The 14931-nt window shown below is 61.8% G+C and carries 27 protein-coding genes; all 27 read left to right on the top strand.

The genetic code is table 11. The annotated features are described in order from the left end of the window. The first annotated feature begins 117 nt into the window (after nucleotides 1-117). The 27 genes from rpsJ (at nucleotide 118) to rplQ (ending at nucleotide 14741) form a co-directional block, all read left to right on the top strand. Entirely contained in the window at nucleotides 118-426 is a 309-nt protein-coding gene (gene rpsJ, locus E5X88_RS32340) for a 30S ribosomal protein S10 (protein ID WP_006205468.1), read from the top strand. A 94-nt stretch (nucleotides 427-520) separates the two neighbouring features. Further along, entirely contained in the window at nucleotides 521-1270 is a 750-nt protein-coding gene (rplC, locus tag E5X88_RS32345; protein ID WP_292168290.1) for a 50S ribosomal protein L3, read from the top strand. Next, entirely contained in the window at nucleotides 1270-1890 is a 621-nt protein-coding gene (gene rplD / locus E5X88_RS32350; protein WP_126042437.1) for a 50S ribosomal protein L4, read from the top strand. The genes rplC and rplD overlap by 1 nt, the downstream gene beginning before the upstream one ends. Further along, nucleotides 1887-2180, top strand: coding sequence for a 50S ribosomal protein L23 (locus E5X88_RS32355; RefSeq protein WP_010909275.1), 294 nt, complete (start codon nucleotides 1887-1889; stop codon nucleotides 2178-2180). The genes rplD and E5X88_RS32355 overlap by 4 nt, the downstream gene beginning before the upstream one ends. Nucleotides 2181-2202: 22 nt before the next feature. Then, nucleotides 2203-3036, top strand: coding sequence for a 50S ribosomal protein L2 (gene rplB, locus E5X88_RS32360; protein WP_095488566.1), 834 nt, complete (start codon nucleotides 2203-2205; stop codon nucleotides 3034-3036). A 16-nt stretch (nucleotides 3037-3052) separates the two neighbouring features. Beyond that, nucleotides 3053-3331 carry a 30S ribosomal protein S19 gene (gene rpsS / locus E5X88_RS32365; protein WP_006205463.1) on the top strand — a complete coding sequence of 93 codons (279 nt, stop codon included), beginning with the start codon at nucleotides 3053-3055 and terminating at the stop codon, nucleotides 3329-3331. A gap of 2 nt (nucleotides 3332-3333) precedes the next feature. Next, nucleotides 3334-3723: a 50S ribosomal protein L22 gene (rplV, locus tag E5X88_RS32370; RefSeq protein ID WP_006205462.1), complete on the top strand. Its 390-nt coding sequence runs from the start codon at nucleotides 3334-3336 to the stop codon at nucleotides 3721-3723. Then, nucleotides 3723-4448: a 30S ribosomal protein S3 gene (rpsC, locus tag E5X88_RS32375; RefSeq protein ID WP_292168293.1), complete on the top strand. Its 726-nt coding sequence runs from the start codon at nucleotides 3723-3725 to the stop codon at nucleotides 4446-4448. The genes rplV and rpsC overlap by 1 nt, the downstream gene beginning before the upstream one ends. 27 nt (nucleotides 4449-4475) lie before the next feature. Continuing rightward, complete coding sequence (gene rplP / locus E5X88_RS32380) at nucleotides 4476-4889, top strand: 50S ribosomal protein L16 (RefSeq protein WP_023799290.1); 414 nt, start codon at nucleotides 4476-4478, stop codon at nucleotides 4887-4889. A gap of 13 nt (nucleotides 4890-4902) precedes the next feature. Further along, on the top strand, nucleotides 4903-5103 hold the full coding sequence (gene rpmC, locus E5X88_RS32385; protein ID WP_292168295.1) for a 50S ribosomal protein L29: 201 nt from the start codon (nucleotides 4903-4905) through the stop codon (nucleotides 5101-5103). 11 nt (nucleotides 5104-5114) lie between these two features. Further along, the gene (gene rpsQ / locus E5X88_RS32390; RefSeq protein ID WP_023799288.1) at nucleotides 5115-5354 is read left to right on the top strand and encodes a 30S ribosomal protein S17; all 240 of its coding nucleotides are present in this window, start codon (nucleotides 5115-5117) and stop codon (nucleotides 5352-5354) included. Nucleotides 5355-5436: 82 nt separating this feature from the next. Further along, nucleotides 5437-5805, top strand: coding sequence for a 50S ribosomal protein L14 (rplN, locus tag E5X88_RS32395; RefSeq protein ID WP_006205457.1), 369 nt, complete (start codon nucleotides 5437-5439; stop codon nucleotides 5803-5805). Nucleotides 5806-5817: 12 nt separating this feature from the next. Further along, nucleotides 5818-6132 (top strand): 50S ribosomal protein L24, encoded by a 315-nt coding sequence (gene rplX, locus E5X88_RS32400; RefSeq protein WP_013531428.1) that lies wholly within the window; start codon nucleotides 5818-5820, stop codon nucleotides 6130-6132. Beyond that, entirely contained in the window at nucleotides 6125-6703 is a 579-nt protein-coding gene (gene rplE, locus E5X88_RS32405; RefSeq protein WP_145716565.1) for a 50S ribosomal protein L5, read from the top strand. The genes rplX and rplE overlap by 8 nt, the downstream gene beginning before the upstream one ends. 27 nt (nucleotides 6704-6730) lie before the next feature. Continuing rightward, a complete protein-coding gene (rpsN, locus tag E5X88_RS32410) occupies nucleotides 6731-7036 on the top strand; it encodes a 30S ribosomal protein S14 (protein ID WP_126042429.1) in 306 nt (101 codons plus the stop codon). A gap of 12 nt (nucleotides 7037-7048) precedes the next feature. After that, nucleotides 7049-7447 (top strand): 30S ribosomal protein S8, encoded by a 399-nt coding sequence (gene rpsH / locus E5X88_RS32415; RefSeq protein WP_126042427.1) that lies wholly within the window; start codon nucleotides 7049-7051, stop codon nucleotides 7445-7447. Nucleotides 7448-7562: 115 nt separating this feature from the next. Next, a complete protein-coding gene (rplF, locus tag E5X88_RS32420; protein ID WP_126042425.1) occupies nucleotides 7563-8096 on the top strand; it encodes a 50S ribosomal protein L6 in 534 nt (177 codons plus the stop codon). A gap of 85 nt (nucleotides 8097-8181) precedes the next feature. After that, entirely contained in the window at nucleotides 8182-8541 is a 360-nt protein-coding gene (gene rplR, locus E5X88_RS32425; protein ID WP_126042423.1) for a 50S ribosomal protein L18, read from the top strand. A 76-nt stretch (nucleotides 8542-8617) separates the two neighbouring features. Further along, nucleotides 8618-9181: a 30S ribosomal protein S5 gene (gene rpsE / locus E5X88_RS32430; protein WP_126042420.1), complete on the top strand. Its 564-nt coding sequence runs from the start codon at nucleotides 8618-8620 to the stop codon at nucleotides 9179-9181. Between the two features lie 25 nt (nucleotides 9182-9206). Beyond that, nucleotides 9207-9404, top strand: coding sequence for a 50S ribosomal protein L30 (rpmD, locus tag E5X88_RS32435; protein WP_006205449.1), 198 nt, complete (start codon nucleotides 9207-9209; stop codon nucleotides 9402-9404). 22 nt (nucleotides 9405-9426) lie between these two features. Then, nucleotides 9427-9900 (top strand): 50S ribosomal protein L15, encoded by a 474-nt coding sequence (gene rplO / locus E5X88_RS32440; protein ID WP_292168296.1) that lies wholly within the window; start codon nucleotides 9427-9429, stop codon nucleotides 9898-9900. Nucleotides 9901-10091: 191 nt separating this feature from the next. Next, nucleotides 10092-11432, top strand: coding sequence for a preprotein translocase subunit SecY (gene secY / locus E5X88_RS32445; RefSeq protein WP_292168297.1), 1341 nt, complete (start codon nucleotides 10092-10094; stop codon nucleotides 11430-11432). Beyond that, nucleotides 11429-12049 carry an adenylate kinase gene (locus tag E5X88_RS32450; RefSeq protein WP_292168298.1) on the top strand — a complete coding sequence of 207 codons (621 nt, stop codon included), beginning with the start codon at nucleotides 11429-11431 and terminating at the stop codon, nucleotides 12047-12049. The genes secY and E5X88_RS32450 overlap by 4 nt, the downstream gene beginning before the upstream one ends. Nucleotides 12050-12240: 191 nt before the next feature. Beyond that, nucleotides 12241-12609 (top strand): 30S ribosomal protein S13, encoded by a 369-nt coding sequence (gene rpsM, locus E5X88_RS32455; RefSeq protein ID WP_023799280.1) that lies wholly within the window; start codon nucleotides 12241-12243, stop codon nucleotides 12607-12609. 159 nt (nucleotides 12610-12768) lie between these two features. Further along, entirely contained in the window at nucleotides 12769-13158 is a 390-nt protein-coding gene (rpsK, locus tag E5X88_RS32460) for a 30S ribosomal protein S11 (RefSeq protein WP_023799279.1), read from the top strand. A 101-nt stretch (nucleotides 13159-13259) separates the two neighbouring features. Then, nucleotides 13260-14270: a DNA-directed RNA polymerase subunit alpha gene (locus E5X88_RS32465; RefSeq protein ID WP_006333400.1), complete on the top strand. Its 1011-nt coding sequence runs from the start codon at nucleotides 13260-13262 to the stop codon at nucleotides 14268-14270. A gap of 39 nt (nucleotides 14271-14309) precedes the next feature. Next, complete coding sequence (gene rplQ, locus E5X88_RS32470) at nucleotides 14310-14741, top strand: 50S ribosomal protein L17 (protein ID WP_292168302.1); 432 nt, start codon at nucleotides 14310-14312, stop codon at nucleotides 14739-14741. Nucleotides 14742-14931 lie beyond the last annotated feature (190 nt).

Here is a 14931-nt window from a genome sequence, read left to right on the forward strand (position 1 = left end):
CGTGAAGGCGGCCGCACCGTCGGTGCCGGCATCGTCGTCACCATCAAAGAGTAATTTGGACTTAAACCGATCTGTCGCGGGCGCTGCCCGCGCCGCGCCAGAACAAGGAAGTGACGCATGAACGGACAGAATATCCGCATCCGCCTGAAGGCGTTTGATCACCGGGTGCTTGACGCCTCGACGCGGGAAATCGTGTCGACGGCCAAGCGCACCGGCGCCAACGTCCGCGGCCCCATTCCGCTGCCGACGCGGATCGAAAAGTTCACGGTCAACCGGTCGCCTCACGTCGACAAGAAGAGCCGCGAGCAGTTCGAGATGCGCACGCACAAGCGTCTGCTCGATATCGTCGACCCGACCCCCCAGACGGTCGACGCGTTGATGAAGCTCGATCTTGCCGCCGGTGTCGACGTCGAGATCAAGCTCTAAGGAACCAGAAGTGCGGGGCGACCCGGAACTCTGAAGAAACAAGAGGCGTGGAGGGGCGGCAGCCCCGACAGGGAACTCTAAAGGAATTGAACCGATGCGTTCAGGTGTGATTGCAAAGAAGGTGGGAATGACCCGCATCTACAACGATGCCGGGGAACATGTTCCCGTCACTGTTCTCCAGATGGAGAACTGCCAGGTCGTGGCGCAGCGCACGCAGGAGAAGAACGGCTATACCGCCGTCCAGCTCGGCGTTGGCCTTGCCAAGGTGAAGAACACGTCGAAGGCGATGCGCGGCCATTTCGCGACCGCTTCCGTCGAGCCGAAGGCCAAGGTTGCCGAATTTCGCGTCTCCGCCGACAACATGATCGATGTCGGCGCCGAGATCACCGTCGAGCATTTCGTCGCCGGCCAGAAGGTCGATGTGACGGGAACCACGATCGGCAAGGGTTTCCAGGGCGTCATCAAGCGGCACCACATGGGCGGTGGCCGCGCGACCCACGGCAACTCGGTCTCGCACCGTACGCACGGCTCGACCGGCCAGCGCCAGGACCCGGGCAAGGTGTTCAAGGGCAAGCATATGGCTGGCCACATGGGTGACACCCGCGTCACCACGCAGAATGTCGAGGTCGTCTCGACCGACGCCGATCGCGGTCTGATCCTGATCCGCGGCGCGGTTCCGGGTTCGAAGGGCGCCTGGATCCTGGTCCGCGACGCCGCCAAGGTTGCGTTGCCGGCCAATGCGCCGAAGCCTGCCGCAATCCGCGCCATCGCGACCAACGATAGCGCCAAGAACGATGCCCCGGCCACAGTAAACGATGCCCCGGCCACAGAGGGAGCGGAATAATGGACCTCAAGATCACAACGCTTGGCGGCAAGGACGCCGGCAAGGTGAAACTCTCCGAGGAGATTTTCGGCCTTGATCCGCGCGAGGACATCCTGCAGCGCGTCGTGCGCTGGCAGCTTGCCAAGAAGCAGCAGGGCACGCACAAGACCAAGGGGCGCGCCGAGATCGCTCGCACCGGCGCCAAGATGTACAAGCAGAAGGGTACGGGCCGCGCCCGCCACCATTCGGCACGCGCTCCGCAGTTCCGCGGCGGCGGCAAGGCCCACGGCCCGGTCGTCCGCAGCCACGAGCACGACCTGCCGAAGAAGGTGCGCGCGCTTGGCCTCAAGCATGCCCTTTCGGCCAAGGCCAAGAGCGCGTCGCTCATCATCATCGACGAGCTGAAGCTGACCGAGGCCAAGACCAAGGCGCTGATCGCGAATTTCGCGACGCTGGGCCTGTCCAACGCCCTGGTGATCGGCGGCGCCGAGCTTGACAAGAACTTCAAGCTTGCGGCGACGAACATCCCGAACATCGACGTGCTGCCCATCCAGGGCATCAACGTCTACGACATTCTGCGCCGCGGCACGCTGGTCCTTTCGAAGGCCGCCGTCGAGGCTCTCGAGGAGCGCTTCAAATGACCGACCTTCGTCACTACGACGTGATCGTCTCGCCGGCGATCACCGAAAAGTCGACCATGGCTTCCGAGCAGAACCAGGTCGTCTTCAACGTCGCCAAGAAGGCGTCGAAGCCGGAAATCAAGGCTGCCGTCGAAGCGCTGTTCGGCGTCAAGGTGATGGCCGTGAACACGCTTGTCCGCAAGGGCAAGATCAAGCGCTTCCGCGGCACGATCGGCCGCCAGAGCGACGTCAAGAAGGCGATTGTGACGCTGGCCGACGGCCAGTCGATCGACGTCGCGACGGGTCTCTGAGCAAGACCGCGAGGACAGAAACATGGCACTGAAAAAATTCAACCCGATAACGCCGAGCACCCGCCAGCTGGTCATCGTCGATCGCTCGGGCCTCTACAAGGGCAAGCCCGTCAAGGGCCTGACCGAAGGCCTGACTAAGTCGGGCGGCCGCAACAATTACGGTCGCATCACGGCCCGCTTCATCGGCGGCGGTCACAAGCGTACGTACCGCATCATCGACTTCAAGCGCCGCAAGTTCGACGTCGTCGGTACGGTCGAGCGTATCGAATACGATCCGAACCGCAGCGCCTTCATCGCGCTGATCAAGTATGACGACGGCGAGCTGTCCTACATCATCGCCCCGCAGCGCCTTGCTGCCGGTGACAAGATCGTGGCCGGCGAAGCGGTCGACGTGAAGCCGGGCAATGCGATGCCGCTGGCCTCGATGCCGGTCGGCACGATCGTCCACAACATCGAGCTGAAGCCGGGCAAGGGCGCCCAGGTTGCCCGTTCGGCTGGCGGCTACGCCCAGCTCGTCGGCCGTGACCAGGGCATGGCGATCCTGCGCCTGAATTCGGGCGAGCAGCGTGTCGTCCACGGCTCCTGCATGGCCACTGTCGGTGCCGTGTCCAACCCGGACCACGGCAACATCAATGACGGCAAGGCAGGCCGCACGGTGTGGCGGGGCAAACGTCCGCACAACCGCGGCGTGACCATGAACCCGGTCGACCATCCGCATGGCGGCGGCGAAGGCCGCACCTCGGGTGGCCGCCATCCGGTTTCGCCTTGGGGTAAGCCGACCAAGGGCAAGAAGACGCGGTCCAACAAGGCGACCGACAAGTTCATCCTGCGCTCGCGCCATCAGCGCAAGAGCTAAGAAGAGGTAACGCCAAGTGACTCGTTCGATTTGGAAAGGCCCCTTCATCGACGGCTACCTTCTCAAGAAGGTGGACAAGGTTCGTGAAGGTGGTCGCAATGAGGTGATCAAGATGTGGAGCCGCCGCTCCACCATCCTGCCGCAGTTCGTCGGCTTCACCTTCGGTGTCTACAACGGCCAGAAGCATGTTCCCGTTTCGGTGAACGAGGACATGGTCGGTCACAAGTTCGGTGAATTCGCTCCGACCCGGACCTATTACGGTCACGGCGCGGATAAGAAGGCGAAGAGGAAATAATCATGGGCAAGGCCAAAGCTCCGCGCAGGCTTGCTGACAACGAAGCGCGCGCCGTGTTGCGCACGATCCGTATCAGCCCGCAGAAGCTGAACCTGGTTGCCGCGCTGATCCGCGGCAAGAAGGTCGCGACAGCGCTTTCCGACCTCGAATTCTCGGCCAAGCGGATTTCCGGCACGGTCAAGAAGACGCTGGAATCGGCGATCGCCAACGCGGAAAACAACCACGACCTCGACGTCGATGCGCTGATCGTGGCGGAAGCCTATGTCGGCAAGTCGATCGTCATGAAGCGATTCCATGCCCGTGGCCGTGGTCGCGCCAGCCGTATCGAGAAGCCGTTCTCGCACCTCACGATCGTCGTTCGTGAAGTCGAAGAAAAAGGGGAGGCCGCATAATGGGCCAGAAAGTCAATCCGATCGGTCTGCGTCTCGGCATCAACCGCACCTGGGATTCGCGCTGGTTTGCGAACACCGGCGAATACGGCAAGCTGCTGCACGAGGACATCAAGATCCGCAAGTATCTTGAGAAGGAACTCAAGCAGGCTGCGATTTCGAAGGTCGTGATCGAGCGTCCGCACAAGAAGTGCCGCGTCACCATCCATGCGGCGCGCCCGGGCCTGATCATCGGCAAGAAGGGCGCCGACATCGAGAAGCTTCGCAGGAAGCTGATGGAGATGACGAAGTCCGAGACGCATTTGAACATCGTCGAGGTGCGCAAGCCCGAGATCGACGCGACGCTGGTCGCCCAGTCGATCGCCCAGCAGCTCGAGCGCCGCATCGCGTTCCGACGCGCCATGAAGCGCGCCGTGCAGTCGGCGATGCGCCTCGGCGCCGAAGGCATCCGCATCAACTGCGCCGGCCGTCTCGGCGGTGCTGAGATCGCGCGCATGGAATGGTACCGCGAAGGTCGCGTGCCGCTGCATACGCTGCGTGCCGACGTCGACTACGGCACGGCCGAAGCGCACACCGCCTACGGCATCTGCGGCGTCAAGGTCTGGGTGTTCAAGGGCGAAATCCTCGAGCACGACCCGATGGCTTCGGAGCGTCGCGCCAGCGAGGGCGATCACGCGCATGGCGGTGGTGGTGAGCGCGAACGCGGTCGCCGTCGCGAAAACGCCTGAGACAGTTGAGAATTTGGAGTTAGAACGATGCTGCAGCCAAAGCGCACAAAGTTCCGCAAGCAGTTCAAGGGTCGTATCCATGGTGCCGCCAAGGGCGGCACCAATCTGGATTTCGGCGGTTTCGGGCTGAAGGCGCTTGAGCCGAACCGCGTCACCGCGCGCGAGATCGAGGCGGCCCGCCGCGCGATCACCCGCGAAATGAAGCGTGCCGGCCGCGTCTGGATCCGTATTTTCCCGGATGTGCCGGTGACGTCGAAGCCGACCGAAGTCCGCATGGGCAAGGGCAAGGGCGCGGTCGATTACTGGGCAGCGCGCGTGAAGCCGGGTCGTATCATGTTCGAGATCGACGGCGTCAATGAGGAAACCGCCCGTGAGGCGCTGCGTCTCGGTGCGGCCAAGCTCTCGGTCAGGACGCGCTTCGTACAGCGCATCGCAGAATAAGGACGGGCTGATCATGAAAGCCGAAGACATCCGAACCAAGACCCAGGACCAGCTGGCCGACGATCTGGCCAGCCTGAAGAAGGAGCAGTTCAACCTGCGCTTTCAGAAGGCCACCGGCCAGCTCGAGAAGACCGCGCGCGTGAAGCAGGTCCGTAGGGACATTGCGCGTATCAAGACCATCGCTGCGGAAAAGTCCGCGGCCAAGAAGGCTTAAGGACGAAAACCATGCCAAAGCGCATTCTGCAGGGCACCGTCGTCAGCGACAAGAACGAGAAGACGGTTGTCGTCAAGGTCGAACGGCGCTTCACGCATCCCGTGATGAAGAAGACCGTGCGCATGACCAAGAAGTACAAGGCGCACGACGAGAACAACGCCCACAAGGTCGGCGATCAGGTGTTCATCCAGGAATCGAAGCCGATTTCCAAGGACAAGCGCTGGACCGTTGTGTCTTCGGACCAGGCCTGATCAGGGCAAACGAAACGAATTTTGGACAGACCGGGGGAGGGTGAATAACCCGTCCCGTTAGAAGAGAAGAAGGCGGCCAGTCATGATTCAGATGCAAACAAACCTCGACGTCGCGGATAATTCCGGCGCCCGTCGTGTCATGTGCATCAAGGTGCTGGGCGGCTCGAAGCGGAAATACGCTTCCGTGGGCGACATCATCGTGGTGTCGATCAAGGAAGCCATCCCGCGCGGCCGCGTCAAGAAGGGCGATGTGATGAAGGCGGTCGTGGTTCGCACGGCCAAGGACATCCGCCGCCCGGACGGCAGCGTGATCCGTTTCGACAAGAACGCGGCCGTTCTCGTCGACAACAAGAAAGAGCCGATCGGCACGCGTATCTTCGGACCGGTTCCGCGCGAACTCCGCGCCAAGAACCACATGAAGATCATCTCGCTCGCGCCTGAAGTGCTGTAAGGAGCCGGACCAATGCAGAAGATTAGAAAAGGCGACAAGGTCGTCGTGCTGGCCGGCAAGGACAAGGGCCGTTCGGGCGAAGTCCTCTCGGTACAGCCGAAGGAAGACACCGCGCTGGTGCGCGGCGTCAACATGATCCGCCGTCACCAGAAGCAGTCCCAGTCCCAAGAGGGCGGGATCATCACCAAGGAAGCGCCGATCCAGCTGTCGAACATCGCGCTGGCCGACCCCAAGGATGGCAAGCCGACCCGCGTCGGTTTCATTTTCCAGAAGGACGGCAAGAAGGTGCGCGTCGCCAAGCGCTCGGGAGAAGTCATCAATGGCTAAGGCTCAAACCAAGCAGGCGACGGCCCAGAATACGCCGCGCCTCAAGCAGGTCTACAACGAGACCATCCGCAAGGCGCTGCAGGAGCAGTTCGGCTACGAGAATGAGATGCAGGTTCCGCGCATCGACAAGATCGTGCTGAACATGGGCGTCGGCGAAGCGACCGGCGATTCGAAGAAGCCTTCGATCGCTGCGGAAGATCTTGCACTGATCGCCGGCCAGAAGGCCGTCGTCACCCGCGCCCGCAACTCGATCGCCGGCTTCAAGGTCCGCGAAAAGATGCCGATCGGCGCCAAGGTCACGCTGCGCAAGGAACGCATGTACGAGTTCCTCGACCGTCTCGTGAACATCGCGCTGCCGCGCGTCCGCGACTTCCGCGGACTCAATCCGAAGAGCTTCGATGGCCGTGGCAATTATGCCATGGGCATCAAGGAACACATCGTGTTCCCGGAGATCAACTACGACAAGGTTGATCAGATCTGGGGCATGGACGTCATCGTTTGTACGACTGCGAAGACGGACGACGAAGCCAGGGCATTGCTCAAGGCCTTCAACTTCCCCTTCCGCCAGTAACGGCAGCGAGAAAAGGAAAAATCTGAAATGGCAAAGACCAGCTCAGTCGAGAAGAACAACAGGCGCCGCAAGCTTGCGGACCAGTACGCCGCCAAGCGTAAGGTCCTCAAGGCGATCATCATGGATCAGTCCAAGCCGATGGAAGAGCGTTTCCGCGCTCAGTTGAAGCTTGCGGCACTGCCGCGCAACTCGGCCAAGACCCGCATCCGCAACCGCTGCGAAGTCACGGGACGTCCGCGTGCCTACTATCGCAAGCTCAAAGTATCGCGCATCGCGCTTCGTGATCTCGGCAACAACGGCCAGATCCCGGGCCTGGTCAAGTCGAGCTGGTAAGGAGGACATAACATGTCATTGAGCGATCCTCTCGGCGATATGCTGACGCGCATCCGCAACGCCTATGGCCGCAAGAAGTCGAGCGTTTCCACGCCGGCCTCGCGCCTGCGTGCCCGCGTCCTCGACGTGCTGAAGGCGGAAGGCTATATCCGCGACTACAGCCAGACCGACTTCGACAACGGCAAGTCCGAAATCGAAATCGAGCTGAAGTATTTCGACGGTGCGCCCGTCGTGCGCGAAATCGCCCGTGTCTCGAAGCCGGGCCGCCGCGTGTATGTTTCGGCGAAGTCGATTCCGCACGTCGCCAACGGCCTCGGCATCGCCATTCTTTCGACGCCGAAGGGCGTGATGGCCGACCACGAAGCGCGTGAACAGAATGTCGGCGGGGAAATCCTCTGCCAGATCTTCTGATCTGGAGCGTGATCCCGAACCGAAGGTCCGCGCAGTGAAAAGTGGACCCCGGTTTTCGGACAAGATCACGCTCGAAACAGAGACCTGAAACAAGAGAAGTGACGAGGACAACAAAATGTCTCGTATTGGAAAGAAACCCGTTTCGCTGCCCCAGGGCGTGACCGCGACCGTCGACGGCCAGACCGTGACGGCGAAGGGCCCCAAGGGTGAGCTGAAGTTCGTGGTGAACGACGAAGTGCTGGTCAAGATGGAGGGCAGCGAGATTGCTGTCCAGCCGCGCGATCAGAGCAAGACCGCCCGCTCCAAATGGGGCATGTCGCGCACGCAGATCGTCAACATCCTGCAAGGCGTCAAGGATGGTTTCGAAAAGAAGCTCGAGATCACCGGCGTTGGCTATCGCGCCGCCATGCAGGGCAAGAACCTGCAGCTGGCGCTCGGCTTCAGCCATGATGTCGTCTACGAAACGCCGCAGGACATCACGATTACCGTGCCGAAGCCGACGGAAATCACCGTGACCGGCATCGACAAGCAGAAGGTCGGCCAGGTTGCCGCCGAGATCCGCGAATATCGCGGTCCCGAGCCGTACAAGGGCAAGGGCGTCCGCTACGCTGGCGAGAAGATCGTCCGCAAGGAAGGCAAGAAGAAGTAATTTCAACGCCGCGGGGAGCGGTCGCGGGAGGCCTGTCCTACCGCACAGGGTTGCCCCCGTTTTTTGAAGGCAAGGAACTGATATCATGGGCTCGAAAGAATCCACACAACGCCGCGCTCAGCGCGTTCGTCGCCAGATCAAGAAGGTCGCGGGCGAGCGTCCGCGTCTGTCGGTCCACCGCACGTCGAAGAACATCTACGTCCAGCTCATCGACGACGCCAAGGGCCACACAATCGCTGCCGCTTCGACGCTGGAGAAGGACCTCAAGGGTTCGCTCAAGACCGGTGCCGACACTGCCGCCGCCGTCGCAATTGGCAAGCTGATTGCCGAGCGCGCCTCGAAGGCCGGCGTCAAGGAAGTCGTCTTCGACCGGGGACCGTACATCTATCACGGCCGCGTCAAGGCGCTGGCCGAGGCTGCCCGTGAAGGCGGCTTGAGCTTCTAATTTCGCCCCCGGCAACCCGCAGAGGTGCCGGATATCATCATCAACCGTGCTTCCGGAAAAAAACAAGGAACAGGATATGGCACAGGAACGTAGGGATGGCGGCCGCGGCCGTGATCGCGAAGAGCGCGACGACGGCATTGTCGACAAGCTCGTCCACATCAACCGCGTCGCCAAGGTCGTCAAGGGCGGCCGGCGCTTTGGCTTTGCAGCACTTGTCGTCGTCGGCGACCAGAAGGGCCGCGTCGGCTTCGGTCACGGCAAGGCGCGCGAAGTGCCTGAGGCGATCCGCAAGGCGACCGAATCGGCCAAGCGCGACATGATCTTCGTGCCGCTGCGCTCGGGCCGCACGCTGCACCACGACGTCGAGGGACGCTGGGGCGCCGGACGCGTTCTGCTGCGCGCCGCCAAGCAGGGTACCGGCATCATCGCCGGCGGCCCGATGCGCGCCGTCTTCGAGACGCTCGGCATGCATGATGTGGTCGCCAAGTCGATGGGTTCGTCGAACCCGTACAACATGGTTCGCGCCACTTTCGACGCGCTGAAGAGCCAGATGCATCCCAAGGATGTGGCTGCTGCGCGCGGCATCAAGTACTCGACCCTTCAGGCCCGCCGCGGCACCGCCGTCGCGGCCGAAGAATAGTCGACGCTGACCAGGGATTTTGACCATGGCCAAGAAAGCAACCAAGACCATCACCGTTGAGCAGATCGGTTCGCCGATCCGCCGGCCGAAGGAGCAGCGCGCGACGCTGGTCGGCCTCGGCCTCAACAAGATGCACAAGCAGCGCACGCTGGAAGATACGCCCTCCGTGCGCGGCATGATCGCTGCCGTTCAGCATCTCGTCCGCGTTGTGGACGAGGGCTGAACCAGAGCGCAGGAGAACTCAGATGAAACTCAACGATCTGCGTGACAAGGACGGCGCGACGCATTCCAAGAAGCGTCTCGGCCGCGGCATCGGTTCCGGTTCGGGCAAGACCGCCGGTCGCGGCGTCAAGGGTCAGAAGGCGCGCTCCGGCGTCGCCGTCAACGGCTTCGAGGGTGGCCAGATGCCGCTCTACCGGCGCCTGCCGAAGCGTGGCTTCAACAATATCTTCGCCAAGAGCTTCACGGTTGTGTCGCTGGCCCGCATCCAGGCCGCGCTCGACGCCAAGAAGCTCGACGCCAAGACGACAGTGACGGCTGAAGCGCTGGTTGCGGCCGGCGTCATCCGCCGGGTCAAGGACGGCGTGCGCATCCTCTCCGACGGCGACATCAAGTCGAAGCTCGCCTTCGACGTGGCCGGCGCCTCCAAGGCTGCCATCGAGAAGATCGAAAAGGCCGGCGGTTCGGTCAAGCTGCCGGAAAAGGCAGCCGCCGAGTAACGTCGATTTGAAGCGCGATCGGCAAAAGTGGGAACCGTTTCGCTTTCGATTGCGCTTTGATCCGACCAATATGGCGGCCGCGTCAACGCGGCCGCTTGCATGTTTGCAGTCCGGAGCTTATCTCGTGAGCTTCGGTGACACGCGCCGCCTGAGCTGCGGGCCATCGAGCGTGACCAAGCGGAGAATCAGGCATGGCTTCGGCTGCTGAACAACTAGCCTCGAATCTGAATTTCTCGGCCTTCGCCAAGGCGGAGGATCTGAAGAAGCGCATCTGGTTCACCATCGGCGCGCTGCTCGTCTATCGCCTCGGCACCTATATCCCGCTGCCCGGCATCAATCCCGACGCTTTCGCCCAGGCCTTCTCGTCGCAGAGCAAGGGCGTGCTTGGCATGTTCAACATGTTCGCCGGCGGCGCCGTGGAGCGCATGGCGATCTTTGCCCTCGGCATCATGCCCTATATCTCCGCCTCCATCATCATGCAGCTGATGACCTCGGTCATCCCGTCCCTGGAAGCGCTGAAGAAGGAAGGCGAGCAGGGCCGCAAGGTCATCAACCAGTACACGCGCTACGGCACCGTGCTTTTGGCGCTGGTCCAGGCCTACGGCATCTCGGTCGGACTGGAAGGCGGCAACGGCATCGTCAGCGATCCCGGCATGTTCTTCCGCATCTCGACCGTCATCACGCTGGTCGGCGGCACCATGTTCCTCATGTGGCTCGGCGAACAGATCACTGCCCGCGGCATCGGCAACGGCATTTCGCTGATCATCTTTTCCGGAATCGTCGCCGGCCTGCCGCAAGCCATCTCCGGTACGCTGGAACTTGGCCGTACCGGCGCGCTTTCGACCGGCCTGATCCTGGCGATCATCGTTCTCGCCATTGTCGTCATCGCCCTGATCGTGTTCTTCGAGCGCGCCCAGCGTCGCTTGCTGATCCAGTATCCGAAGCGCCAGGTCGGCAACCGCATGTTCCAGGGCGACACGTCGCATCTGCCGCTCAAGCTCAATACGGCCGGCGTCATTCCGCCGATCTTCGCGTCTTCGCTGCTGTTGCTGCCGGCAACGGTCGCCGGCTTCTCGCAGACGACCAACATGCCTGCCTGGGCCAGCACCGTCCTGGCGGCGCTTGGCCATGGCCAGCCGCTCTACATGGCATTCTACGCGGCGATGATCGTGTTCTTCGCCTTCTTCTACACGGCGATCGTCTTCAACCCGAAGGACACCGCCGACCAGCTCAAGAAGCATTCGGGGTTCATTCCGGGCTACCGTCCGGGCGAGCGCACCGCCGATTACATCGACTATGTCCTCACCCGCATCACCGTCGTCGGCGCCATCTATCTGGTGCTGGTATGTCTGCTGCCCGAATTCCTGATTTCAGCGACTGGCGTACCGTTCTACCTCGGTGGCACATCGCTTCTGATCGTGGTCAGTGTAACGCTCGATACGGTGGCGCAGATTCAGGGTCACCTGATCGCGCACCAGTATGAGGGCCTGATCAAGAAGTCGAAGTTGCGCGGGGGGAAGAAGGCCAGATGAGGTTGATATTGCTTGGGCCGCCAGGGGCGGGCAAGGGGACACAAGCACAAAGACTGGTAGAAAAACACGGCATACCCCAACTCTCCACGGGCGATATGCTGCGAGCTGCCGTCCAGGCCGGCACCGAAGTCGGCAAGCGCGCCAAGGCGGTGATGGACGCCGGCGAACTGGTCTCCGACGCCATCGTCAATGCCATCGTGGCCGAACGTATCGATCAGCCCGATTGTGCAAAGGGTTTCATCCTTGACGGATACCCGCGAACCCTGGTGCAGGCGGACGCAGTTGAATCAATGCTCTCGGATCGCGGCCTGAACCTCGACGCTGTCATCGAACTTGTCGTCGACGACAAGGCTCTGGTCGGCCGAATCGTCAAGCGCGCCGAAGAGACCAAGGCCGCGGGTCTGCCGGTACGCAAGGACGACAATCCGGCGGTGTTCGAAGAGCGCCTGAGGGAGTACTACAAGAAAACGTCGCCGCTGATCGGTTACTATTATGCCAAGGGCAAGCTGAGAGGCGTCGACGGCATGGCCGACATCGATGCGGTGACGCAACAGATCGAAGCGGTGCTCACGGCCGCGACCCAAGGGGCGGCCCAAAGGTCTGCGTACGGAAAATAGACGATTGCGCTTGACTGGAGCGGTTCGCTGAGGTATGGCGGCCCGTCTTCCTATCAGGCATGAGGTTTGCTTGCCCGCAAGGGCAAGGCAACCGCTTTGAACTGGAAACTCCCGCATGGGCCGGCCTCCACCGGACGCGGGGCAACTTTGATAGCGCCGGCTTGCCCGGCCCACATGGAGAAGAGAAGAACATGGCTCGTATAGCCGGCGTCAACATTCCGACCAACAAGCGCGTCGTCATTGCGCTTCAGTACATTCACGGCATTGGCAAGAGCTTCGCCCAGGAGATCGTCGACAAGGTCGGCATCCCGGCCGAGCGCCGCGTCAACCAGCTGACCGACGCGGAAGTGCTGCAGATCCGCGAGACGATCGACCGCGACTATCAGGTCGAGGGCGATCTGCGCCGCGAAGTCTCGATGAACATCAAGCGGCTCATGGACCTCGGCTGCTATCGCGGCCTGCGTCATCGTCGCTCGCTGCCGGTTCGCGGCCAGCGCACGCATACCAATGCGCGCACCCGCAAGGGCCCGGCCAAGTCGATCGCCGGCAAGAAGAAGTAATTTGGGGGAATAAGGGAGTAGGGCAGTAAGGCAGTAGGGAACGGTCGCCAATTGGATCGCGTATTTTCCCTACTCCCTTACTGCCCTATTCCCCTACTCTCTTGCGAAGGTGGAGCCGCTGGCATTACGGCGGTGTAGAGATCAACTGAAAGGACCATCATGGCCAAGGAAGCCACTCGTGTTCGCCGTCGCGAACGCAAGAATATTTCGTCGGGCGTTGCCCACGTCAATTCGACCTTCAACAACACGATGATCACCATCACCGACGCGCAGGGCAATTCGATCGCCTGGTCGTCGGCGGGAGCCCAGGGCTTCAAGGGGTCTCGCAAATCGACCCCGTTCGCTGCCCAGATGGCTGCCGAGGACGTTGCCAAGAAGGCCCAGGAACATGGCATGCGCATGCTCGAGGTCGAGGTCTGCGGACCTGGCTCCGGTCGTGAATCGGCGTTGCGCGCGTTGCAGGCAGCCGGCTTCACCATCACCTCGATCCGTGATGTGACGCCGATCCCGCACAATGGCTGCCGTCCGCGCAAGAAGCGCCGCGTCTAAAGAATTACCGAACGCCGCGCGAACGCCAGTAGCGTTCCTCCACGGCATTCCAGGTCGCCCGCCACGATTGGATGGTGGCGGGTCAACGGAAGGAAAGCATCATGATCCAGAAAAATTGGCAGGAACTGATCAAGCCGAACAAGATCGAGTTTTCGTCGAAGAAGAAGACGCTGACCACGCTGGTCGCCGAGCCGCTCGAACGCGGCTTTGGTCTCACCCTCGGCAATGCGCTGCGTCGCGTGCTTTTGTCTTCGCTGCGTGGCGCGGCTGTGACCGCCGTGCAGATCGACGGCGTTCTGCATGAATTCTCGTCCATCGCCGGCGTGCGCGAGGACGTGACCGACATCGTCTTGAACATCAAGGAAATCGCCATCCGCATGGAAGGCGACGGCCCCAAGCGCATGGTCGTGCGCAAGCAGGGACCTGGCGCCGTTCTCGCCGGCGACATCCAGACGGTCGGCGACGTCGAGATCCTCAATCCCGACCACGTCATCTGCACGCTGGACGAAGGCGCTGAGATCCGCATGGAGTTCACCGTCGATACCGGCAAGGGCTACGTGCCGGCCGAGCGCAATCGCGCCGAAGACGCACCGATCGGCCTTATCCCGGTCGACAGCCTCTACTCGCCGGTCAAGAAGGTCTCCTACAAGGTCGAGAATACCCGCGAGGGCCAGGTCCTCGACTATGACAAGCTGACCATGACGATCGACACCGACGGTTCGATCTCGGGCGAGGACGCAGTGGCTTTCGCTGCCCGCATCCTGCAGGATCAGCTTGGCCTGTTCGTCAATTTCGACGAGCCGCAGAAGGAAGTCGCCGCCGAACAGGTGACCGAGCTCGCCTTCAACCCGGCGTTGCTCAAGAAGGTCGACGAGCTTGAGCTTTCGGTGCGTTCGGCTAACTGCCTGAAGAACGACAACATCGTCTATATCGGCGACCTGATCCAGAAGACCGAAGCCGAGATGCTGCGCACCCCGAACTTCGGCCGCAAGTCGCTGAACGAGATCAAGGAAGTTTTGGCGGCGATGGGCCTGCACCTCGGCATGGAAGTGCCGGATTGGCCGCCGGAAAACATCGAAGACCTCGCCAAGCGTTACGAAGATCAATACTGAGGCTTGAGCCTCTTGAACCCGGAATGAAGGAGAAGAGCCATGCGCCACGGATTTAAAGGCCGCCGGTTCGCCCGCAGCATAAGCCATCGCAAGTCGATGTTTGCCAACCTTGCCGTGTCGCTTATCGAGCATGAGCAGATACTCACCACATTGCCGAAGGCGAAGGATCTGCGTCCGATCGTCGAGAAGCTGGTGACGCTCGGCAAGCGTGGCGATCTGCATGCCCGCCGCCAGGTCATTGCCCAGATCGGCAATGAAGGCGTCGTCAAGCGCCTGTTCGACACGATCGCGCCGCGTTATGCCACCCGCAATGGCGGCTATCTGCGCATCATGAAGGCGGGCTTCCGCCACGGTGACAATGCTGCCATGGCAGTCATCGAGTTCGTCGATCGCGACACCTCGGCCAAGGGCGCCGGCGACCGTGCCCGCATCGAGGCCGAAGGCGTCGACGAGGAAGCCGCGGCCGCATAAGGCTCGGCTGTTCCTGAAAGAGTTCAAAGGGGCCTGCGGGCCCCTTTTTGCATTCCGACGGCGCCACGGAGCATTTGCGGTGATTTTCTCGGCTCGGCTCATGCCTTCCGGGAAAATAATTCGATTTCATCGCCTTAGAGCGTTTCAGTGATTAATTGAATCTTTGGGGGATTGAACGAAGCCGCTGACG

Source organism: Mesorhizobium sp., from assembly GCF_004962245.1.
GTDB lineage: Bacteria > Pseudomonadota > Alphaproteobacteria > Rhizobiales > Rhizobiaceae > Mesorhizobium.